The following is a 20,130-nucleotide window of genomic DNA, read 5'->3' as shown; positions in this document are numbered from 1 at the left end:
AACAAAAGAGGAAGAGACAATGCGGGAAATTGATTTTTATCTGGTGGATGCCTTCAGCGACAAAACCTTTGGCGGCAACGCGGCAGCGGTATGTCCTCTGGAAGAGTGGCTGCCGGACGAGACGCTTCTCAAAATGGCACAGCAGCATAACCAGTCGGAGACCGCGTTTTTTGTGCGTACCGACGGCGGATTTGAACTGCGCTGGTTCACCACGCTGCATGAAATTAACCTCTGCGGCCATGCGACCCTCGCGGCATCACACGTCATTTTTGAGTATCTGGACTATCCGCACACGGAAATCCACTTTACCACGCGCTTCGTGGGGGAGCTGACGGTCAAACGCAGCGGCGACTGGCTGACGCTGAATTTCCCCGCATGGTCCACGGAGGTCGTCGATAACCCACCGCCTGCACTGTTTAGCGCGCTGGGCATCCCGGCGGCAAAAGAGGTGCGCGTCGGGCGAGACTACCTCGTGGTGCTGGAGAGCCAGCAGCAGGTGGAGGCATTAATGCCGGATATTGGCGCGATGGTTCCGCTGGGCAAAATGGTCTGCGTAACCGCGCCGGGCGAAGGGGAATATGACTTCGTCAGCCGCTTTTTCTGCCCGGGCGAAGGGGTGCCGGAGGATCCGGTTACCGGGTCCACGCACAGCATGCTGATCCCCTACTGGAGTGAAAGGCTGGGTAAGACGTCGCTCAACGCCCGCCAGGTGTCTTACCGCGGCGGGGATCTTCGCTGCGAGCTGAAGGGCGACCGCGTACTCATTGCCGGCCAGGCCACCCTGTACCTGAAAGGGCGGATCTTTTTACGCTAGCGGCTGCGCGATAAGTTAATACTATGAAGCAGCCTGGCAGGCCTGCGCTATGTTGACATTGAGTATCACAAATAAAGCAAGGAGCCTGCCATGTATTCCATTACCTCTGAATCTGCACGTCACCCGGACATTCTTATGCTGATTGCGGCCCTCGACCGTTATCAGAGCGAACTCTATCCCGCCGAAAGCAACCATCTGCTCGATCTTTCAGAACTGCCCGCGACATCCCTTATCCTGATGATCGTCCGCGACCCGCAGCTTCAGGCCGTTGGCTGTGGAGCTATCGTGCTCAACGGCGACGGAACGGGGGAGATGAAGCGGGTTTATATCGATCCGGCCCATCGCGGGCAACATCTGGCTGAGAAGCTGCTGGCCGCGCTGGAAGATGAGGCCCTGAGCCGTCACTGCCATACCGTACGGCTGGAAACGGGCATCAAACAGCATGCCGCGATTCGTCTTTATGAACGAAGCGGCTACGATCGGCGTCCGGCGTTTGCCCCGTATGTGGACGATCCGCTCAGCCTGTTTATGGAGAAGGCGCTGGTTGAAGACGTTCGTTTAGCAGCGCTATAAACGCTTCCAGCTGGCGGGTCATCGCCCCGCGTCGCCACACCAGCCAGGTAGTGAGCCAGCGCCAGTTTTCCGCCAGCGGCCAGGCTTCAACCTGATGGTGGCCCGGCATACTTTCCAGCATTGAGCGCGGCATCAGCGCGATGCCCGCGCCCGCGATGACGCAGGCGAGCATGCCGTGATAGGACTCCATCTCATGAATGCGTCCCGGCGCGGCTCTGTCTGCATGAAACCAGCTCTCCAGGTGTCGGCGATACGAGCAGTTTGCGCGAAAGGCATAAACATCACTGCCGCTCACCTGCGCAGCGCGCGTTACCTCTGTCTGCCCGGCAGGGGTGACCAGCATCATCTCTTCCCGGTAGACCGGCATCCCCTCCAGCTCCGGGTGCGACAGCGGCCCGTCGACAAAGGCGGCGCTCAGGGTTCCCTCCAGTACGCCATCAATCATCGTCCCGGACGGCCCGGTAGAAAGGGCAAACTGGATGCGCGGATAGCGCTGGTTAAACTGCGCCAGCGTCTCAGGGATGCGCACGGCGGCGGTGCTCTCCAGCGCGCCGAGGGCAAACAGCCCCTGCGGCTCATCGCCCGCGACGACCATGCGCGCTTCATCCACCAGCGCCAGGATCTGCCTGCTGTAGCGCAGGAAGTTATGTCCGGCGGGAGATAAGCGCAAACGCTGGTTCTCACGGATAAACAGCTCCACGCCAAGATCGGCCTCCAGCTGGCGGATGCGGGTCGTCAGATTCGAAGGAACGCGATGCACTTTCTGCGCCGCCTGGGTGATGCTGCCCGTCAGCGCGACGGCGTTGAACATTTCAAGCTGGGTTAAGTCCATAGCATTCTCGTTTCGTGAATAAGGTGGTCAGTATTATTCATTTTTAAGAAATAGCAGAGTGAGCCACACTTAATCAACCGAAATGCGTGGAGAACATCATGAAATATTCATCTGCTACACATGCTCTGTCCGTTAACCCTGCAACGGGTGAAACGCTCGCCTCGTATCCGTGGGCGACGCAGGAAGAGGTTGAACGTGCCATAGCGCTGGCTGATGCGGGCTTTCGTCACTGGCGGTGCGAAAGCGTAGCCCACCGGGCGCAGAAGCTGCGCGATCTCGGCACCGCGCTGCGCGGTCACGCGGAAGAGATGGCCCGGATGATGTCCCGCGAGATGGGAAAACCCATTCAGCAGGCGCGGGCGGAAGTGGCGAAATCAGCGGGCCTCTGCGACTGGTATGCCGAACATGGCCCGGCGATGCTGAATGCTGAACCCACGCAGGTCGAGAATAACAACGCGGTCATCGAGTATCGTCCGCTGGGGCCAATTCTGGCGGTGATGCCGTGGAACTTCCCGCTCTGGCAGGTGCTGCGCGGCGCGGTGCCGATCCTGCTGGCAGGTAATAGCTATCTGCTCAAACACGCGCCCAACGTGCTCGGCTCGGCGGAACTTATCGCGCAGATTTTTGCGGACGCCGGCTTCCCTGAAGGGGTATTCGGCTGGGTGAACGCCACCAATGACGGCGTAAGCCAGGCGATTAACGATCGTCGCATTGCGGCGGTAACCGTCACCGGCAGCGTGCGCGCCGGGGCCGCCATTGGCGCGCAGGCGGGGGCGGCGCTGAAAAAATGCGTTCTTGAGCTGGGGGGTTCTGACCCGTTCATCGTTCTCAATGATGCCGACCTGGATCTTGCCGTGAAGGCGGCGGTAGCAGGGCGCTACCAGAATACCGGGCAGGTGTGCGCGGCGGCCAAACGGTTCATTGTGGAAGAGGGTATTGCAGACACCTTTACCCGACGCTTCGTTGACGCCGTCGCCGCGTTAAAGATGGGCGCGCCGGATGAAGAAGATAACTACCTTGGCCCGATGGCGCGCTATGATCTGCGCGATGAACTGCATCAGCAGGTGCAGGCGAGCCTGGCAGAAGGGGCAACGCTGCTTCTGGGGGGAGAGAAAATCAGCGGTGAGGGGAATTATTACGCGCCAACCGTGCTGGCGAACGTCACCCCATCGATGACGGCCTTCCGCCAGGAGCTGTTTGGTCCGGTCGCGGCCATTACGGTTGCGAAAGACGCGGCGCACGCCCTGACGCTTGCCAATGACAGCGACTTTGGCCTGTCTGCCACGGTCTTCACCGCCGACGCAGCGCTTGCGGATAAATTCTCTCGCGAGCTGGAGTGCGGTGGGGTGTTTATCAACGGATACAGCGCCAGCGACGCGCGCGTGGCCTTTGGTGGCGTGAAGAAAAGTGGCTTTGGCCGCGAGCTTTCCCATTTTGGTTTGCACGAGTTCTGTAATGTGCAGACGGTGTGGAAGGATCGCGTGTAATTTATTCGGCCCTCATCACGAGGGCCGTTGTCATTTATCTGCAATGGTTCTGTCATTTTCGTTTCGTAGACTCGCACGCGTCTAACGTCTTGTTACTGAAGAAAATTATGAACCTAACGCAAATTTTTCGCCGTATTGCGCAGCGTCTTATCCCTCGCCAGTTTGGCCTGCTGACGGGTATCTTTTGTATTATTGGCCTTTTCTCCGCGCTGCAGCTCTCCTCATCCTTTCTGCTGAACGCCTCCCTGAAGGAAGCTCAGCGCAATGAACGGCAAAACCTGCTGGCGTATCAGCAGCAGAGCAAGCTGGATCTGGCGCGCGTCTCCCTGCTGGCGGCGAGCGATCTGCTCAACCGCTCCGGCGTCTGGTTTATGCAGGATAAAGAAACCGGCTCGGAAGGAAGCTGGCACAGCCTGATGGACGACGCACAAAAGTCGCTGGCGGTTTCTCAGCAGGCATGGAAGGCCTGGCTGGCGCTCAGCCCGCCAAAAGATGAGGCGCTGATTAACAGTTACCAGCTTTTCTACGATGCCATTAAGGAGCAATCGGAAGCGCTTGTCAGAACCAACTCGATTGATGCCTTTTTTGCCGTGCCAGCACAGGCGTTTCAGACCGACTTTAACGACAACTACGCGCGCTATCAGCAGGCCAGCGAGAAGCAGGCCATGCAGGGGCGTCAGGCCTTAATGGCGCAGCTCTCCGGTCTGCAAACGTTGTTCCTGCTGGCGCCGGTTCTGCTACTCGCCATCGCCGCAGCCGTCTGGTTCGGCATGTCCAGGTGGGTGATTACGCCGTTGCGTCGGCTTATTGCACATATTAACCGGCTGGCCGCTGGAGATCTCTCCGGCACGCCGCCAAACGTGATGCGCTTTAACCGGGAGACGGGGCAGCTTAGCGACAGCGTTGCCACCATGCAGCGCGGCTTGCAGCAGCTGGTGACGCAGGTCAGCCACGCCACAGCCACGATGGTGGAGAACATTGGCTCCCTCGCGGAGGGAAACCAGAAGCTGTACCAGCAGTCGGCGCGTCAGGCAAAGGAGCTGGAGGAGGTTACAGCGCATATCGCGGCGCTGGAAACCCACGTGGAAGGGAATACCGGCTATGCCCGCCTCGCCAGCTCGCGCGCGGATGAAGCGCGTCAGGCTGCCGTAGGGGGCGACCAGATGATGTCGACCGTGAATGCCTCCATGCAGGCGATCGTTGAGCGATCGTCCGAGATGCGCGGGATCGTGGCGATGATCGACAGCGTGGCGTTTCAGACTAACATTCTGGCGCTTAACGCCGCCATTGAGGCCGCCCATGCCGGAAACCAGGGGCGCGGGTTTGCCGTCGTAGCCCGGGAAGTCGGGCTACTGGCGCGAAAGAGCAGCCACTCGACGCAGACCATTCAGGAGTTGATCAACCGCTCCGTGCAGGGCATTGAAGACGGCTCCCGCGCCGTGAATCTGATGGAAGAGAACCTGCAGCAGGTCACCGGTCTGGTGGGCAATTTAAGCAGTTTGCTGAATGAAATCTCGACCGCCACGCTCAGTCAGGGAGAAAGTATTCACCAGATGACGCGCCAGCTTCAGGCGCTGAATCAGGTCTCGCGCCAGACGGATCTGCTGGTTTCTGACGCCTCGGAGGCCTCTGAACGCCTGCAAAAGCAGTCCGATCTTTTATTGCAGGCCGTTTCGCGTTTTCGTCTTAGCGCCTGACGCAATACATTAGCCTCTGTTATACTCGCAGCCCGTTTTAGCCTGAGGGCAAGGAGCAAAGAGTGGCTGCGGTCATCCATAATGAGATGCTGGACGAGATTCTGGCGCAGGTTCGTCCGTTATTGGGAAAGGGGAAGGTTGCCGACTACATTCCGGCCCTTGCCTCGGTGAGCGGGAATAAGCTGGGCATCGCTATCTGTACCATAGACGGACAGCGATACCAGGCAGGCGATGCCACTGAACGCTTTTCTATTCAGTCTATTTCTAAAGTGCTGAGTCTGGTCGCGGCGATGCGCCAGTATGAGGAAGAAGAGATCTGGCAGCGCGTGGGAAAAGATCCGTCCGGCCAGCCCTTTAACTCACTGCTTCAGCTCGAAATCGAGCAGGGTAAACCGCGTAACCCTTTTATCAACGCCGGGGCGCTGGTGGTCTGCGATATGCTGCAAAGCCGCCTCAGCGCACCGCGTCAGCGAATGCTTGAGATTGTTCGTCAGCTTTCTGGCGTGGACGACATTGCCTATGATTCAGTGGTGGCGCGCTCGGAGTTTGAACACTCCGCCCGCAACGCGGCTATCGCCTGGCTGATGAAATCCTTCGGTAACTTCCACAACGACGTGGCGACCGTGCTGCAAAACTACTTCCATTATTGCGCCCTGAAGATGAACTGCGTTGAGCTGGCTCAGACGTTTCTGTTCCTTGCGCACCAGGGGCACGCGCCGCATCTCGATCAGGAGGTGGTTTCCCCGCTTCAGGCGCGTCAGGTTAACGCCCTGATGGCTACCAGCGGCATGTATCAGAACGCCGGGGAGTTTGCCTGGCGGGTTGGCCTTCCGGCCAAATCGGGCGTTGGCGGCGGGGTGGTGGCAATTGTGCCGCATGAAATGGCGATTGCCGTCTGGAGCCCGGAGCTGGATGAAACGGGAAATTCACTTGCCGGCGTGGCGGTTCTGGAGAAACTGACCCAGCGCCTGGGACGTTCTGTATACTGATGTCTGACCTGGATCCTCCCTTTTCCCGCCTGGCGCGATCGACGTTTCGCTCGCGCTTCCGCTTGGGCAATAAGGAACGACAGTACTGCTGGGACAAAGGCCCCGAAACCATTGACCAGCATGCCGCCGATTTTGTCGCTAAACGCCTTGCACCCGCGCAACCCGCAAACGACGGCAAGCAGACGCCCATGCGTGGCCACCCGGTGTTTATCGCCCAGCATGCCACCGCGACCTGCTGTCGGGGCTGTCTGGCAAAATGGCATAACATTCCCCAGGGCGTGCAGCTGAGCGCGCAGCAGCAACATTATATCGTCAGCGTGATCCACCGCTGGCTGGTGATACAGATGAACGCCCAAAAATGATATTTAATGCGTTCTGCGCTTACCGCCTGCAGCCTCGTACCCGGCTGGCGGACGAGCAAATCGTCATAACGCATTGACGTGAAATGGATAGCGGCTTAACAGGACGTCGAACGCTGACAATGTCTCGGTTTAAGCTACGCTTTGAGTAACGCTTTACGTCAGGAGACATTATGAAAGCACCTGCAACACCTGAAAATGAAATTGACAGACTTAACGCGCTGCGCGAATCGGGTCTGCTTGAGATTGACAGTTCCCCGGCGTTTGACCGCTTAACGCGTCTGGCAAAACGCTTTTTCCAGGTACCGCTGGCCATGGTCAACCTTATTGATGAGCATACGCTGATCGTTAAGTCGGCGGATGGGCAGGCCCCCGATTCCGTTCCGCGCAACATCTCTTTTTGTGGCCATACCATCCTCACCGAAGCACCGCTGATCGTCGGGGATATGCTTCAGGACGATCGTTTTGCGGATAACCCGCTGGTGGCCGGCGAACCTCGCGTGCGGTTTTACGCAGGCTTTCCGCTGCGCTTACGCAACGGCGCAAGCGTTGGCTCGCTTTGCCTGATTGACTACGCACCGCGGGAGTTCTCAGCGACCGATCTCGCCGTGTTGGGGGATTTGGGCGCGCTGGCTGAAGATGAGTTTGCGGCAATCAGCGCGGCGACCACGGATGAATTGACCGGATTATTCAACCGACGGGGCTTTAACCAGCTCGTGCGGTTCACGCTCTCCATCGCCCGACGCCGGGCTGAGCCGTTAACGCTCGGCTGGCTGGATCTGGATCGTTTCAAGGAGATTAACGATCGCTACGGGCACGAAGAGGGGGATAAGGCGTTAAAGACCATGGCGCAACTGATGCGCGCCTCTTTCCGCGAAGCGGATATGCTGGTTCGTTTTGGTGGCGATGAGTTTGCCGTGCTGTTTGCTGATACGGATGAGAAGGGCGCGTGGATTGCCATGCAGTATCTCGCCGAGCAGGTCGAAAACTACAATGCACGCAAGCTACATCCGTGGTCGCTTCTGTTCTCCTGGGGGCTGAGCGAATTCGATCATAACGGCAACGACCTGCAGCAGTGGCTTAAAGATGCCGATGAAAAAATGTATGCCATGAAGCAGCAGCGGCAGCGGGCCAGATGACATAACAAAAGCGTATGACCGTTCCGTTTGCGTTAATAAAATGTTAAATGCAAAGTGAGGGTATTCAATGTAAGGACAAATAATGAATACCTCACTGCAAATCAAAAACCTCACCCGCGACGACATTCTCATTCATCTTGATGCGTTGGCCGGGATCCTCGAAAACTGCGTAAACGGCGGCGCATCCGTCAGCTTTATGCTGCCCTTTAACCTGGAGAAGGCCCGTTCATTCTGGCTCGGCATAGCTGACAGCGTAGGGCGCAACGAGCGCGTGGTGCTGGCCAGTATTGATCCGCAGGAGGGCGTCATCGGCACGGTGCAACTGATTACCGACCAGCCGGAAAACCAGCCGCACCGTGCGGACGTGGCAAAGCTGTTGGTTCATGAAAAAGCGCGTCGAAAAGGGGCCGCAATGGCGCTGATGGAAGCGCTGGAAGCTGAGGCCCGGGCCAGAAACATTTCGGTTCTGGTGCTCGATACATCCACCGGCAGCGGCGCCGAAACCTTCTACCAGCGTGCCGGCTGGCAAAAGGTCGGTGAGATCCCGCGCTACGCCCTGATGCCGGACGGCGCTATGACGGCCACGTCGGTGTTCTATAAATTCTTATAATTTTTTCACAACCACGCCGGGGATTGATCGAAACAGGGTTTCTGGTCGTAAAGTTTTGATAAGTTATCGTACCAATCTTATCAGGCTGTATGACTAATCATAAAAGGAACCCTCTTGTGAACACGCTCAACCGTCGTGATTTTCCCGGTGCGCAGTACCCCGAACGCATTATTCAGTTTGGCGAAGGCAATTTCCTGCGTGCGTTTGTCGACTGGCAAATTGACCTTTTGAATGAACATACCGATCTCAACGCCGGTGTGGTTATCGTTCGTCCTATTCAGAGCGACTTCCCCCCGTCGCTGAACACGCAGGATGGGTTGTACACCACCATCATTCGTGGCCTGAATGAGCAGGGCGAAGAGGTGAGTGAAGCCCGACTTATCCGCTCTGTTAACCGTGAAATCAGCGTCTACGACGATTACGACGCCTTTCTGAAACTGGCACACAGTCCGGATATGCGCTTTGTTTTCTCGAACACCACCGAAGCCGGAATCAGCTATCACGCGGGGGATAAGTTCGACGATGCGCCTGCCGTCAGCTACCCGGCGAAGCTAACGCGCCTGCTGTTTGAGCGCTTTAGCCACTTTAACGGCGCGCCTGACAAGGGGTGGGTAATCATTCCGTGTGAACTGATTGACTACAACGGTGACGCATTGCGTGAACTTGTGTTGCGCTATGCCCAGGAGTGGGCGCTGCCTGCCGCATTTATCCAGTGGCTGAACGAGGCAAACCACTTCTGCTCAACGCTGGTTGACCGTATCGTAACCGGTTACCCGCGCGATGAAGTGGACACGCTTGAGGCCGGGCTGGGTTATCACGATGGGTTCCTGGACACGGCTGAACACTTTTATCTGTTTGTCATTCAGGGGCCAGCCTCGCTGGCTGGTGAACTGCGCCTGGATAAGTACCCGTTAAACGTGCTGATTGTCGACGACATCAAGCCCTATAAAGAGCGTAAAGTCGCCATTCTCAACGGTGCGCACACGGCGCTGGTACCGGTGGCCTATCAGGCCGGGCTGGACACGGTTGGCGAGGCGATGAATGATGAAGACGTATGCGCTTTCGTCGAAAAAGCAATTTATGAGGAAATTATTCCGGTTCTCGATTTGCCCCGCGACGAACTGGAGTCGTTCGCCAGCGCGGTAACAGGGCGTTTTCGAAATCCCTACATCAGACACCAGCTGCTTTCCATCGCGCTCAACGGCATGACCAAGTATCGCACGCGTATTCTTCCGCAGTTGCTGGCAGGGCAGAAGGCCTCAGGTCAACTGCCAGCGCGTCTGACGTTTGCGATAGCGGCACTGATCGCATTTTATCGCGCGGAGCGTAACGGAGAGAACTATCCGGTGCAGGATGATGCGTTCTGGCTGGAACGTTATCAACAGCTATGGGCGCAGCATCGCGATAATCAGCTCGCTACCCGCGAACTGGTGCACGCCGTGCTGAGCGTAGAAGCGCACTGGGAGCAGGACCTGACGAAGGTGGACGGTCTGGTTGACCAGGTGACGCGGGATCTTGATGCCATTCTGCTGAAGGGCATGCGCGCAGCGGTGAAGCCGCTTTGCTAATTACGTGACCCGGCTTCGGCCGGGTTTAAACAGGCATTATTTTAGTTACAACATACTATTTACCGTGTTTTAAAAATCAAATGCAGCACCGTGCGGTTTTCATTCTTCAGGTGAGAGAATGCAATGTTCCGTTAACATGCTTGCAACCGTGATGGGGATCACGTTTAATAGCCACGCTCTTTTCTTGCCTGATACTCACTATGATTGTTCGTCCTAAACAGCACTGGCTACAACTGATTTTCGTCTGGCACGGTTCGGTACTCCCCAAAATCTATACCCGACTGCTGCTCAACTTCCTGCTTTCTATCGCCGTTATCCTGATGCTGCCGTGGTATACCTCGCTGGGCATCAAATTTACCGTGGCGCCATTTAGCATTCTCGGCGTGGCGATCGCAATCTTTCTTGGTTTCAGAAACAACGCCTGCTATTCACGCTACGTTGAGGCTCGCCAGCTGTGGGGGCAACTGATGATAGCGGCACGCTCGCTGTTTCGCGAGGTAAAAAACACCTTGCCGGACGATAAGCACCTGGGGGAATTTGTCCGCCTGCAGATCGCCTTTGCCAACTGCCTGCGCATGACCCTGCGCCGGGAAATGAACGCTGACCAGCTCTCTCGCTATCTTGCCCAGGACGTTTTAGCTCAGGTAATGGGCGCCAACTCGCCGGCGAACCGTATTTTGCTGGTCATGGGGGAGTGGCTGGCCGTGCGGCGGCGTAACGGGCAGCTTTCGGACATCCTGTTCCACAGCCTTAACAACCGCCTGAACGATATGTCCATCGTCCTTTCCGGCTGTGAACGGATTGCGACAACGCCAGTGCCGTTTGCCTATACGCTGATTTTGCACCGCACGGTGTATCTGTTCTGCATCATGCTGCCGTTCGCGCTGGTTGTGGATCTGCACTACATGACGCCGTTTGTCTCGGCGCTGATCTCATACACCTTTATCTCGCTGGACACCCTGGCGTAAGAGCTGGAAGACCCGTTTGGCACAGAAGATAACGACCTTCCGCTGGACGCCATCTGCAACATGATGGAACGCGATCTGCTGCAGATGAACGATGAAGAGAACATTCCGGAAAGGCTGATGCCGGATAAGCACTATCAGCTGACCTGATGGGCGTTCCACTCGTCGCGGGTGATCTCCCACAGTTCGGAGTCCAATATCCCGCTGACGTAGGCTTTCTTTTCCGTTCTGATGAGCCGCATGCCGCTGCTGTCTGAAATACGACGGGAGCGGCTGTTCGCGGCGGCCTTCGGCGCCCGCAAAACGGGTTTGTTGAGCGTATTAAACCAGTAATCCGTCGCGGCAATGCTGGCCTCACGCATATATCCCTGTCCCTGAAACTCCGGCGCCAGCCAGAATCCGCGGTTATTATCGTCAACATCGTACAGACAGATAATCCCCATCAACGCATCCGGCACCTCACGACGGCGGATGCTCCAGATCCAGGCTATCCCTTTTGCCATATCCGGCAGCGCGACGTTATTCACATAGTTTTCCGCGCCATTATCCGGGTAGGGCCAGGGCACGGAAGAGACCAAATAGCGAACGATCTCCCAGCGCGGATACAGCTTTTGAATCTGAACCGCATCTTCGGCGACCAGCGGTTTCAGCAGGAGACGTTCTGTCGTGAGGGTCGGTATTGTCATCTGCGGATCTCCTTATTTAAGCGTTATGTTTTTGTTTGCGTTCTGGTATTTTCATCTCTATCACATTCTGGTGAGGCGTGCTGTGGTTATTCACTACCAAAAATGGGCAACGTCTCTTTCATGGCGAAATATTGAAGAGGTGATATGACGTTACGAACTGCTCATCCACAGGAAGCCGAAATACTCTGGAATATACGCAATCAGGCGATTCGTCACGGCTGCAAAACCAGCTACGACGCTGACGTGATTGCACGCTGGACGCCGGATCTTATGCCCGAACATTACCGTCAAATGGTCATTGATTACCCTTTTTACGTGGTGGAAGACGAGAAGGGCGTCATTGCGGCTACCGGCTATCTGGATCTTGATACCCATTGTCTGGAGGCCATATTCACCTTGCCTTCAGCCACCGGAAAAGGCATGGCGACCCGAATTATCGAGGCGCTTACACACGAGGCGCGCAGCCGGGGGATAACCCGCCTAAGGCTGGATGCAACGCCTAACGCCCACACCTTTTATCAGAAGCTGGGGTTTGTGACGCTGCGCGAAAACTATCATCACTCGCGTATGGCGGGGGCTGATTTACGCTGTTTTGAAATGGCAATCGACTTGTAATGTGAGGAACGCATGGCTGTCACGGTAAGACCTCTACGCGAAGACGACTATCTCCAGTGGCGACCGCTGTGGGATGGCTATACCCATTTTTATGATTGCTACCTCGAGGAGTCCGTTACCGCATCGACATGGGAAAGGGCGCTCTCAACGCATTCACCGATGTTCTGCCGCGTGGTAGAGAAAGACGCAAAGGTCATCGGTTTCGCAATGTGTGTTCTGCACGAAGGAACCTGGTCAACCGCGCCCATCTGCTACCTGGAAGATCTGTTTGTTGATGCAGCCGAGCGCGGCGCGGGAGCGGGTAAGGCGCTGATTGATGCCTTGATAGCGGAAGGCAAGCGCGAAGGGTGGTCAAAGCTCTACTGGGTTACCCGGGAGAACAATCCGGCACGTAAACTCTACGATCGATACGGTGACGCTGACGATTACGTCCGCTATCGTCTCTCCCTTTAAGGCAAAAACGCCTGTGTTTGTATCACACTGTATCCGTGTTCCAGATACATACACAGGCTTGCAATAAACGCGTTTCCGCACATATCCGCTATACATTGAACTGTTGTTATATCCCCGTGAATTGTACTCAACCGGAGATACCAACATGTTCAGCAAACTCGCTTATTCAACGCTTGCTCTCACCGTTTCCCTTGGCACCGTCATGTCATGTCAGGCCGAAGTCACCGGCACTAACTTAGCGGCGGCTTTCGATCGTCCACAGCAAATTAACGCCGGCGATCTTAACGTCGGGTATGTCGACATTGGTCCTAAAGACGGCCAACCGGTCATTCTGTTACACGGCTGGCCCTACGATATTCACAGCTACGCTGAAGTCGCGCCTGCGCTGGCGGCAAAAGGCTATCGCGTGATTGTGCCTTCTCTGCGCGGCTACGGCACTACGCGCTTCCTGTCGGCAAAAACGCCGCGCAACGGCCAGCCTTCCGCAATGGCGAAAGATATCGTGAACCTGATGGACGCCCTGAATATCAAGCAGGCGGTGTTTGCAGGCTATGACTGGGGTGCCCGTACGGCCGATATCGTTGCGGCGCTGTGGCCAGAGCGCGTTAAGTCGCTCGTTTCGGTAAGCGGTTATCTCATCAGCAGCCAGCAGATTGGTAAACAGCCGTTGCCGCCAAAAGCGGAGCAGCAGTGGTGGTATCAGTTCTATTTCGCTACCGAGCGCGGCGCTGAAGGCTATGCCAAAAACACGCATGACTTCGCTCGTTTGATCTGGTCTCAGGCCTCACCTGACTGGAAATTTAGCGACGCTGTCTTTAACGCCAGCGCCAAATCCCTTGATAACCCGGATCACGTTGCGGTAACGCTCAGCAACTATCGCTGGCGCTTAGGGCTGGAAAAAGGCGAGCGCAAATACGACGCCTACGAACAAAAACTGGCCACGCTGCCGAATATCACCGTTCCGACGATCACCATCGAAGGCGGAAACAACGGGGCGCCGCATCCGGCACCGCAGGCCTACGCGGGTAAATTCACCGGTAAGTATGAACACCGTACCTTCGGCGCAACCGTGGGGCACAATCCGCCTCAGGAAGATCCGCAGGATTTCATCATGGCAGTTGTTGACGCTGACAAACTCTGAAATGTGCTATTTTCAGTACGTTACCCTTCGGTCTGGAGATTTCGGTGGAGCATATTGATCATATCCTTGTCGTCGATGACGACAGGGATATTCGTGAACTGATTATCGACTATCTCGTTAAGTCCGGTTATCGCGCCTCTGGCGCGGCAAACGGCAAAGAGATGCGCGTCGTGCTGGACAAGCAGCATATCGACCTGGTGGTGCTGGACGTTATGATGCCCGGCGACGACGGGCTTACGCTGTGTCGGCAATTACGCGTCGGGAAATATAAAGATCTGCCCATCCTGATGCTGACGGCGCGCAACGAGGAGACGGACAGGATCCTGGGCCTGGAAATGGGAGCCGACGATTACGTCGTAAAGCCTTTCGTCGCGCGAGAATTACTGGCGCGTATCAAAGCGATTTTACGCCGTTTTCGCACGATGCCGCCCAATTTACAGGTGACGGAAGCAGGGCGGCTGGTGACGTTCGGCGAATGGCAGCTTGATACCGTTGCCCGCCACCTGATCGACCCGGAAGGGGTGATTGTGGCGCTCAGCGGGGCGGAGTATCGCCTGCTGCGCGTTTTCCTTGACCACCCGCAGCGGGTGCTGACCCGCGATCAGCTGCTCAACCTGACGCAGGGCCGTGACGCCGAGCTGTTTGAACGCTCAATCGACCTGCTGGTTAGCCGGGTTCGCCAGCGTCTGAATGAAGATGCCCGTACGCCCGCGTATATTAAAACCGTGCGCAGCGAGGGCTATGTGTTTACCATGCCGGTCACCATCATAGAGGCTAACGAATGACGCTCTGGCCTCGCTCGCTGCTGGCCCGCTTGCTGATCGTCGTGCTGCCCGGCCTGTTGCTCGCCAATGCCCTGAGCCTGACGCTGGTCATGATAGAGCGAATGCACAGCGCCCGAACGGTGATGCTCGGTAATCTGGAATACGATGTCGCGACCAGCGTGGCTATTTTAGACCGCTTACCCGCCAGCGAGCGCGCGGCCTGGTTGCCGCGCCTTGAACGGGGTAACTACCGCTATATTCTGGGGCCGGGAGAGCCCGGGAACGCGCCGACGGACAAGCGTTCCCGGGACGCCATCCGAACCTTAAAAGCGACGCTTGCGGAACAGTACCCTCTCAGCTTCACCGCCGTTCCCGGCGCCATTTCTCATATCCAGGCGCATCTCACGTTACATGATGGCGCGCCGCTGACCATTGACCTGATCCCACGGATGCCGCCGGTCGCCAGCTGGCTGCCCGTTGTTCTTATTCTGCAGCTGCTCGTGCTGGCTACCTGCTCCTGGATCGCCGTACGCCAGGTGATACGGCCTTTTTCACAGTTTACCCGCGCGGTAGACTCCCTGGACCCGGCCGCCAACACGCCAATGACGGAAAAGGGGCCGGTCGAGGTGCAGCGGGCAGCACATGCCTTCAACGCGATGCAGGCGCGCATTCAGTCCTATCTCAGGGAGCGGGCGCAGATCCTGGCATCCATATCGCACGATCTCCAGACGCCCATTACCCGCATGAAGCTTCGTGTTGAAATGGCGGATCAGCCTGACCTGCGCGACAAGCTCTTAAACGACCTTGATAACATGTCGCGTCTGGTGCGGGAGGGTATTGCGTATGCCCGGTCATCAGAATCACTGGAAGAGACCTCGCTGAAGCTGGAGCTGAACGCCTGGATAAACAGCATCGCCTGCGATTATCAGGACATCGGTAAAAACGTGCAGTTTCAGGCAGGCGAAAACCGTTTGCCCATCGTCACGCGTCCACAGGCGCTGCGCCGGGTGATGACCAACCTGCTGGATAACGCCCTGAAATTTGGCGACTACGCCACCATTAGCATTGATGACTCGGCTGACGGAGAGGTGGTGATTCACATCATAGACGGCGGGCCTGGGATACCGGATGCCGAGCTGGAGGCGGTATTACAGCCGTTTTATCGGGTTGAAACATCACGCAACCGCGACACCGGCGGGACAGGACTCGGCCTGGCGATCGCAGCGCAGCTCACCGCTCAGCTGGACGGAAAGCTAAAGCTGGAGAACCGCGCAGAGGGCGGGCTGGACGTTTCGATTACTCTCCCGCGCCTTTAATTGTACGGTTCTGTATCTCCCCGCGTGGCCGATACAGAGCCAGACAAAAACCCACGCTTTTACACATATCCTGAACACATCCGCACGATGAAATAGCCTCACTGCAGCGTCGCAGGACTTGTATTGTGAGGTGTCTATGTTTCTGATAATTGCTTTCCTGGGCGGGATGATAAGCCTGCTCAGTCCATGTACGCTCCCGGTAATTCCTCTCCTGTTCGCCGGTTTTCAGGGACAGCGGCGACATATTCTGGCGCTGCTCGCGGGGATGATCGTCATGTTCACCCTGGTGGCGATGGTCGTCACCGTCGCCAGCGAGTGGATAGCAGAGGCAACTATCGTCGGGCGCTGGATCGCGCTTATCGTCCTGGCCACGGCCGCGCTGGCCTTAATTTATCCTGCCTTTGCCCAGCGTATCGCCGGGCCGGCAGTCAGCGCGGGAAATGTCCTCAACACCCGAAGCGGGCAAACGCGTGGTATGGCATCGGCTTTTCTGGCCGGGCTTGCCGTCGGGCTGCTCTGGTCTCCCTGCGCGGGACCGATTCTGGGCGCCATTTTCAGCATCAATATTGCCGGACACTCGGCCATTGCCACAGGAGCCTTGCTGGCCGCCTATGGTAGCGGCTGCGCGCTGATGCTGGGCCTGCTCGTTTTCGGAGGCCGCACGCTGATGGCGCCGCTGAGAGCAAGATCGGCGCTGATGGAAAAATTACGTCAGGGAGCAGGTGTGGTGATGTTAGCGGCCGTTGTCTTTAACGCAACGGGGATGACGTCTGTTCTGCAAGGCGCAAACGGCGTCGCGAATCGTCTTGAAACCGCGCTGCTGAATCTGGCAAAGCCCGCCGCGCAACCAGCGAAGCTTCAACCGGTCGTCATGACCGAGCCCAGCAGCCAGCTGCCTTCATTAAGCGGTGGAACAGGGTGGGTAAATGGTGACCCTGTCACGTCTGAATCACTGCGCGGGAAGGTGGTACTTATCGATTTCTGGACCTGGGACTGCATTAACTGCCAGCATACGCTTCCGCACGTGCGCGACTGGGCAACAAAATACCAGTCTCAGGGCCTGGTCGTCATAGGGGTACACACGCCTGAATACCCCTGGGAGAAACCGATCGCCTCGGTGAAAAACGCGGTAAATAAATGGCAACTGCCGTACCGGGTTGTGACGGACAACAACTATCAGATCTGGAACGCTTTCGGCAACCAGTACTGGCCCGCGCACTACTATTTCGATGCTAAAGGTCAGCTACGCTATACCTCGTTTGGCGAAGGGAATTATGAGCAGCAGGAAAAGGTTATCCAGCAGCTGCTCAAAGAGGCCCGTTCATAGCGCCGTTCAGGGCTGACGCTGGGCAACCATAAACAGTCGAGGAAAAGCCAGCAGTATCTGCCCGTTTTCCTGGAGCGGATACTGCTCTTCCAGCAGTTCATTGTAGCGTTTCAGGAAACGTTGCTGCTCGCTCTCGTTCAGTTCCTGGAGCCACGGGCGTAAACCGGTCGCGCTGACCCAGTCAATAATGGCCTGGTGCGAACTCATTTTATGGAAATAGGTTGTCCGCCAGATATCCACATCGCAGCCGGCCTCCGACAGGATATCGTAATAGGCATGCACGCCAGGCAGCGGCTCGCGGCCACGGTCCGGGTAGCCTTGCTCCAGCGCCACTTCACGCATCGCCACATGCGTGGGTTCAAGCCAGTTGTCCGGCATCTGGATCGCCAGCACGCCATTGAGCGCGAGCAGTGACGCCAGATGCGGCAGGAGATCGTAATGGTCAGGTATCCACTGTAGGGATGCGTTCGCATAGATGAGGTTCAACGGCTGGCCTGGCCTGAACTGGCGGATATCGGCCTCAACGAACTGACAGTCGGGCAGTGCGCTGCGCGCCTCTTCCAGCATAGCCGGTGAGTTATCGACGCCGACAATCTGCGCTTTTGGCCAGCGATGCTGCAACAGCGCGGTGCTGTTTCCCGGCCCGCAGCCCAAATCGGCAATGGTGGCAACGTCACTCAGGGGAATTCTGGCAAGCAGCTCGGCGGCAGGGCGCGTTCGTTCAGCGCCGTATTGCAGATAAAGCGAAGGGTTCCAGTCGGCCATCTTCAGATCTCCGTTTTGCGTGTTTCAGCAAGGATAGCACAGGCCGACACCTGCACCGGGACAGGCGTCGGGCGAGCGGCAGGTTACAGAATGCCTTTCAGTGCAATATGGTAGAGCAGCATGATGGTTTTTCCGTCGACGATTTTGCCCGTATCAATTCCCCGCAAGGCCTCTTCAAAGGGCATTTCCAGCACGTCGATATCTTCTCCCTCGGCTTTGATACCGCCGCCTGCGCTGGTTTTGTCCTTCGGCTGATACTCGGCAATATAGAAATAGAGTTTCTCCGTTACGGAGCCTGGGCTCATGTAGGCTTCAAAGATTTTCTGCACGCTCGACACGTTAAATCCGGTCTCTTCTTCCGCCTCTGCTTTAATGCGGCTTTCCGGATCCATGTTATCAAGCAGGCCGGCCGCCGCTTCAATCAGATTGTCCTCATGGCCATTAATAAAGACCGGGAAGCGGAACTGGCGGGTCAGAATCACCGTTTTTTGGTCACGGTTGTAGAGCAGGATCGTGGCGCCGTTCCCCCGGTCATATACTTCACGCGTTTGCCGCTGCCATTCGCCATCGCGTCTTTGCAGGTCAAAGGTATATTTTTTAAGTAAGTACCAGTTATCGGACAGGGTTTCACTGTCAATGATGCGCACATCTGCACGTTTTGATTGCACGTTTCGTCCTCCTTACGTAGAGTAACTATCAATATCAGCATTATCGTGCACTTTCAAGATTAAACATGCAACATCAGGAATACATCATGCTCACCAGTCAGCGAAAACAGTTGATCCTTGAAAAGCTCGGCGCCGAAGGACAGGTCCAGTCTAAAGCGCTTAGCGTTCTCTTCGACGTCTCTGAAGACACCATCCGACGCGATTTGCGCGAGCTGGCGGCAGAAGGGCGTTTACAGCGGGTTCACGGCGGCGCGCTGCCGTCGTCTTCCGCTACTGTGCCTTTCGCGGAACGACAGTCCGTTAAAATGGATGCCAAAAGAAAGGTGGCGCAGAAGGGGGCGCAGCTGATTTCTTCGGGCCAGGTGGTGATCGTTGACGGTGGAACGACCACTTCAGAATTGCTCGCCTTTTTACCGCAAGACCTGCGTATTACCGTGGTGACGCACAGTCCGAGCATTGCCCTGGGGCTTGTTAATCATCCTTTTATTGAGGTGATTCTGATCGGCGGCCGTTTGTATAAACACTCGATTGTCGCCGTCGGCGCGGCGGCCATCGAAGGTATCGAAAACATTCATGCGGATCTGTTCTTTATGGGCGTGACCGGTATCCATCCGGAAGCAGGGCTGACGACCGGAGATTTCGAAGAGGCGTGCATCAAACGTGCATTTTCCGGCAGAGCCGCCGAGACGGTTGTCCTGGCGTCGCCGGAAAAAATAAATACGGCGTCATCATTTGTTATTGGCGATGTGGCGCTGGCGAATACGATTGTCGTCGAAGGCGATACCGACCGCGACTGGGTCAATGCGGTATCGGAAAAAGGGGTATCAGTCGTATTGGCCTGAGCGTGAGCCAGCCAGAAAACTGGCTGGCGCGGGTACTCGCAAGCGGGTGAAATTAAGTTATCTTTCTTCGGGGGCATGGCATACCGCTTCGATATTATGACCATCAGGGGCAATGACAAATGCGGCATAGTAATTTTTACCGTAGGAGCGCAATCCCGGTGCGCCATTGTCGCGTCCGCCTGCGCGCAGCGCGGCATGGTAAAAGTCATCAACCTGCTGGCGTGTCGTGGCCACAAAGGCCAGATGAAGCGGAGCGGGTTTATCATTCGACTGAAAAAGGCAAAGAGAAACATCGCCGGAACTCATTTCGACGCCATAGTCAGGAGAGCCTTCATCGACGAGTTCGACACCGAGCGGTTGAAGCGACATGAGGAAGAAGGTTTTACTTTTCTCATAATCGCTGACGCCGAATTTTACATGATCAAACATTATGGACTCCTCAAAAGTGATGGTGAAATGAGAAGTATAGAAAGAGAGTGGAGTCCAATACGATCAAGGGGTTGTGAATGTGACCGATATC

21 protein-coding genes and 1 pseudogene are annotated in these 20,130 nt (G+C 56.6%); 17 read left to right on the top strand and 5 right to left on the bottom strand.

All coding sequences use genetic code 11. The features are described from left to right. Nucleotides 1-19 precede the first annotated feature (19 nt). Both IM265_RS03240 and IM265_RS03235 read left to right on the top strand, forming a co-directional pair. Nucleotides 20-814 (top strand): PhzF family phenazine biosynthesis protein, encoded by a 795-nt coding sequence (locus tag IM265_RS03240; RefSeq protein WP_048999560.1) that lies wholly within the window; start codon nucleotides 20-22, stop codon nucleotides 812-814. Nucleotides 815-904: 90 nt separating this feature from the next. Then, on the top strand, nucleotides 905-1,387 hold the full coding sequence (locus tag IM265_RS03235) for a GNAT family N-acetyltransferase (RefSeq protein WP_047368544.1): 483 nt from the start codon (nucleotides 905-907) through the stop codon (nucleotides 1,385-1,387). On the opposite strand, the gene IM265_RS03230 is transcribed toward IM265_RS03235, so the two are convergent. After that, nucleotides 1,341-2,219 (bottom strand): LysR family transcriptional regulator, encoded by an 879-nt coding sequence (locus IM265_RS03230; protein WP_028013145.1) that lies wholly within the window; start codon nucleotides 2,217-2,219, stop codon nucleotides 1,341-1,343. The two genes, IM265_RS03235 and IM265_RS03230, sit on opposite strands and share 47 nt — an antisense overlap. A 98-nt stretch (nucleotides 2,220-2,317) precedes the next feature. Here IM265_RS03230 and sad point away from each other — a divergent pair, with 98 nt between their 5' ends. The 8 genes and pseudogenes from sad to IM265_RS03190 all read left to right on the top strand — a co-directional run bounded on the left by sad (nucleotide 2,318) and on the right by IM265_RS03190 (nucleotide 11,183). Beyond that, the gene (gene sad, locus IM265_RS03225; protein WP_193030619.1) at nucleotides 2,318-3,706 is read left to right on the top strand and encodes a succinate-semialdehyde dehydrogenase; all 1,389 of its coding nucleotides are present in this window, start codon (nucleotides 2,318-2,320) and stop codon (nucleotides 3,704-3,706) included. A 107-nt stretch (nucleotides 3,707-3,813) separates the two neighbouring features. Continuing rightward, nucleotides 3,814-5,403: a methyl-accepting chemotaxis protein gene (locus IM265_RS03220; RefSeq protein WP_041909985.1), complete on the top strand. Its 1,590-nt coding sequence runs from the start codon at nucleotides 3,814-3,816 to the stop codon at nucleotides 5,401-5,403. Nucleotides 5,404-5,465: 62 nt separating this feature from the next. Beyond that, nucleotides 5,466-6,392 (top strand): glutaminase B, encoded by a 927-nt coding sequence (gene glsB / locus IM265_RS03215; RefSeq protein WP_028013148.1) that lies wholly within the window; start codon nucleotides 5,466-5,468, stop codon nucleotides 6,390-6,392. Beyond that, a complete protein-coding gene (locus IM265_RS03210) occupies nucleotides 6,392-6,754 on the top strand; it encodes a DUF4186 domain-containing protein (RefSeq protein WP_193030621.1) in 363 nt (120 codons plus the stop codon). The genes glsB and IM265_RS03210 overlap by 1 nt, the downstream gene beginning before the upstream one ends. A 170-nt stretch (nucleotides 6,755-6,924) precedes the next feature. After that, nucleotides 6,925-7,890: a sensor domain-containing diguanylate cyclase gene (locus tag IM265_RS03205; RefSeq protein ID WP_028013150.1), complete on the top strand. Its 966-nt coding sequence runs from the start codon at nucleotides 6,925-6,927 to the stop codon at nucleotides 7,888-7,890. An 82-nt stretch (nucleotides 7,891-7,972) separates the two neighbouring features. Continuing rightward, on the top strand, nucleotides 7,973-8,500 hold the full coding sequence (locus IM265_RS03200; RefSeq protein ID WP_193030624.1) for a GNAT family N-acetyltransferase: 528 nt from the start codon (nucleotides 7,973-7,975) through the stop codon (nucleotides 8,498-8,500). Nucleotides 8,501-8,616: 116 nt separating this feature from the next. After that, complete coding sequence (locus tag IM265_RS03195; protein ID WP_193030626.1) at nucleotides 8,617-10,068, top strand: tagaturonate reductase; 1,452 nt, start codon at nucleotides 8,617-8,619, stop codon at nucleotides 10,066-10,068. Between the two features lie 200 nt (nucleotides 10,069-10,268). Beyond that, nucleotides 10,269-11,183 (top strand): annotated as a pseudogene (locus IM265_RS03190) (bestrophin family protein). On the opposite strand, the gene IM265_RS03185 reads toward IM265_RS03190, so the two are convergent. Continuing rightward, on the bottom strand, nucleotides 11,171-11,719 hold the full coding sequence (locus IM265_RS03185; protein WP_028013154.1) for a GNAT family N-acetyltransferase: 549 nt from the start codon (nucleotides 11,717-11,719) through the stop codon (nucleotides 11,171-11,173). The pseudogene IM265_RS03190 and the gene IM265_RS03185 overlap by 13 nt on opposite strands. 144 nt (nucleotides 11,720-11,863) lie before the next feature. Between IM265_RS03185 and IM265_RS03180 the strand changes: the two genes are divergently transcribed. From IM265_RS03180 to IM265_RS03155, 6 genes are all read left to right on the top strand, one after another. Continuing rightward, on the top strand, nucleotides 11,864-12,334 hold the full coding sequence (locus tag IM265_RS03180; protein WP_063154070.1) for a GNAT family N-acetyltransferase: 471 nt from the start codon (nucleotides 11,864-11,866) through the stop codon (nucleotides 12,332-12,334). Nucleotides 12,335-12,346: 12 nt separating this feature from the next. Beyond that, on the top strand, nucleotides 12,347-12,787 hold the full coding sequence (locus IM265_RS03175) for a GNAT family N-acetyltransferase (RefSeq protein WP_063154072.1): 441 nt from the start codon (nucleotides 12,347-12,349) through the stop codon (nucleotides 12,785-12,787). A 145-nt stretch (nucleotides 12,788-12,932) separates the two neighbouring features. Continuing rightward, nucleotides 12,933-13,928 carry an alpha/beta fold hydrolase gene (locus tag IM265_RS03170; RefSeq protein WP_193030629.1) on the top strand — a complete coding sequence of 332 codons (996 nt, stop codon included), beginning with the start codon at nucleotides 12,933-12,935 and terminating at the stop codon, nucleotides 13,926-13,928. Between the two features lie 44 nt (nucleotides 13,929-13,972). After that, nucleotides 13,973-14,713 (top strand): response regulator, encoded by a 741-nt coding sequence (locus tag IM265_RS03165; RefSeq protein WP_049137820.1) that lies wholly within the window; start codon nucleotides 13,973-13,975, stop codon nucleotides 14,711-14,713. Next, nucleotides 14,710-16,008: an ATP-binding protein gene (locus tag IM265_RS03160; protein WP_193030631.1), complete on the top strand. Its 1,299-nt coding sequence runs from the start codon at nucleotides 14,710-14,712 to the stop codon at nucleotides 16,006-16,008. The genes IM265_RS03165 and IM265_RS03160 overlap by 4 nt, the downstream gene beginning before the upstream one ends. 136 nt (nucleotides 16,009-16,144) lie before the next feature. Then, entirely contained in the window at nucleotides 16,145-17,335 is a 1,191-nt protein-coding gene (locus IM265_RS03155; RefSeq protein ID WP_193030633.1) for a cytochrome c biogenesis protein/redoxin, read from the top strand. A gap of 6 nt (nucleotides 17,336-17,341) precedes the next feature. Here the strand turns inward: IM265_RS03155 and tam are convergent, their stop codons facing one another. Both tam and IM265_RS03145 read right to left on the bottom strand, forming a co-directional pair. Next, nucleotides 17,342-18,100 (bottom strand): trans-aconitate 2-methyltransferase, encoded by a 759-nt coding sequence (gene tam / locus IM265_RS03150; protein ID WP_193030635.1) that lies wholly within the window; start codon nucleotides 18,098-18,100, stop codon nucleotides 17,342-17,344. A gap of 83 nt (nucleotides 18,101-18,183) precedes the next feature. Then, a complete protein-coding gene (locus IM265_RS03145) occupies nucleotides 18,184-18,768 on the bottom strand; it encodes an NUDIX domain-containing protein (protein WP_059357551.1) in 585 nt (194 codons plus the stop codon). Nucleotides 18,769-18,854: 86 nt separating this feature from the next. On the opposite strand from IM265_RS03145, the gene IM265_RS03140 reads away from it, so the two are divergent. Next, nucleotides 18,855-19,610: a DeoR/GlpR family DNA-binding transcription regulator gene (locus tag IM265_RS03140; RefSeq protein WP_193030637.1), complete on the top strand. Its 756-nt coding sequence runs from the start codon at nucleotides 18,855-18,857 to the stop codon at nucleotides 19,608-19,610. Between the two features lie 57 nt (nucleotides 19,611-19,667). On the opposite strand, the gene IM265_RS03135 is transcribed toward IM265_RS03140, so the two are convergent. Then, nucleotides 19,668-20,039: a VOC family protein gene (locus IM265_RS03135; RefSeq protein WP_028013164.1), complete on the bottom strand. Its 372-nt coding sequence runs from the start codon at nucleotides 20,037-20,039 to the stop codon at nucleotides 19,668-19,670. Nucleotides 20,040-20,130: the final 91 nt, after the last annotated feature.

Source organism: Enterobacter cloacae complex sp. P17RS, from assembly GCF_014895885.1.
Lineage (GTDB): Bacteria > Pseudomonadota > Gammaproteobacteria > Enterobacterales > Enterobacteriaceae > Enterobacter > Enterobacter bugandensis.
This window is presented reverse-complemented; position numbering and strand designations above follow the sequence as displayed.

Coding starts and splice junctions, on each gene's coding strand:
- IM265_RS03240 (WP_048999560.1), top strand. CDS start 20: ATGCGGGAAATTGATTTTTATCTGGTGGATGCCTTCAGCGACAAAACC.
- IM265_RS03235 (WP_047368544.1), top strand. CDS start 905: ATGTATTCCATTACCTCTGAATCTGCACGTCACCCGGACATTCTTATG.
- IM265_RS03230 (WP_028013145.1), bottom strand. CDS start 2,219: ATGGACTTAACCCAGCTTGAAATGTTCAACGCCGTCGCGCTGACGGGC.
- sad (WP_193030619.1), top strand. CDS start 2,318: ATGAAATATTCATCTGCTACACATGCTCTGTCCGTTAACCCTGCAACG.
- IM265_RS03220 (WP_041909985.1), top strand. CDS start 3,814: ATGAACCTAACGCAAATTTTTCGCCGTATTGCGCAGCGTCTTATCCCT.
- IM265_RS03210 (WP_193030621.1), top strand. CDS start 6,392: ATGTCTGACCTGGATCCTCCCTTTTCCCGCCTGGCGCGATCGACGTTT.
- IM265_RS03205 (WP_028013150.1), top strand. CDS start 6,925: ATGAAAGCACCTGCAACACCTGAAAATGAAATTGACAGACTTAACGCG.
- IM265_RS03200 (WP_193030624.1), top strand. CDS start 7,973: ATGAATACCTCACTGCAAATCAAAAACCTCACCCGCGACGACATTCTC.
- IM265_RS03185 (WP_028013154.1), bottom strand. CDS start 11,719: ATGACAATACCGACCCTCACGACAGAACGTCTCCTGCTGAAACCGCTG.
- IM265_RS03180 (WP_063154070.1), top strand. CDS start 11,864: ATGACGTTACGAACTGCTCATCCACAGGAAGCCGAAATACTCTGGAAT.
- IM265_RS03175 (WP_063154072.1), top strand. CDS start 12,347: ATGGCTGTCACGGTAAGACCTCTACGCGAAGACGACTATCTCCAGTGG.
- IM265_RS03170 (WP_193030629.1), top strand. CDS start 12,933: ATGTTCAGCAAACTCGCTTATTCAACGCTTGCTCTCACCGTTTCCCTT.
- IM265_RS03160 (WP_193030631.1), top strand. CDS start 14,710: ATGACGCTCTGGCCTCGCTCGCTGCTGGCCCGCTTGCTGATCGTCGTG.
- IM265_RS03155 (WP_193030633.1), top strand. CDS start 16,145: ATGTTTCTGATAATTGCTTTCCTGGGCGGGATGATAAGCCTGCTCAGT.
- tam (WP_193030635.1), bottom strand. CDS start 18,100: ATGGCCGACTGGAACCCTTCGCTTTATCTGCAATACGGCGCTGAACGA.
- IM265_RS03140 (WP_193030637.1), top strand. CDS start 18,855: ATGCTCACCAGTCAGCGAAAACAGTTGATCCTTGAAAAGCTCGGCGCC.
- IM265_RS03135 (WP_028013164.1), bottom strand. CDS start 20,039: ATGTTTGATCATGTAAAATTCGGCGTCAGCGATTATGAGAAAAGTAAA.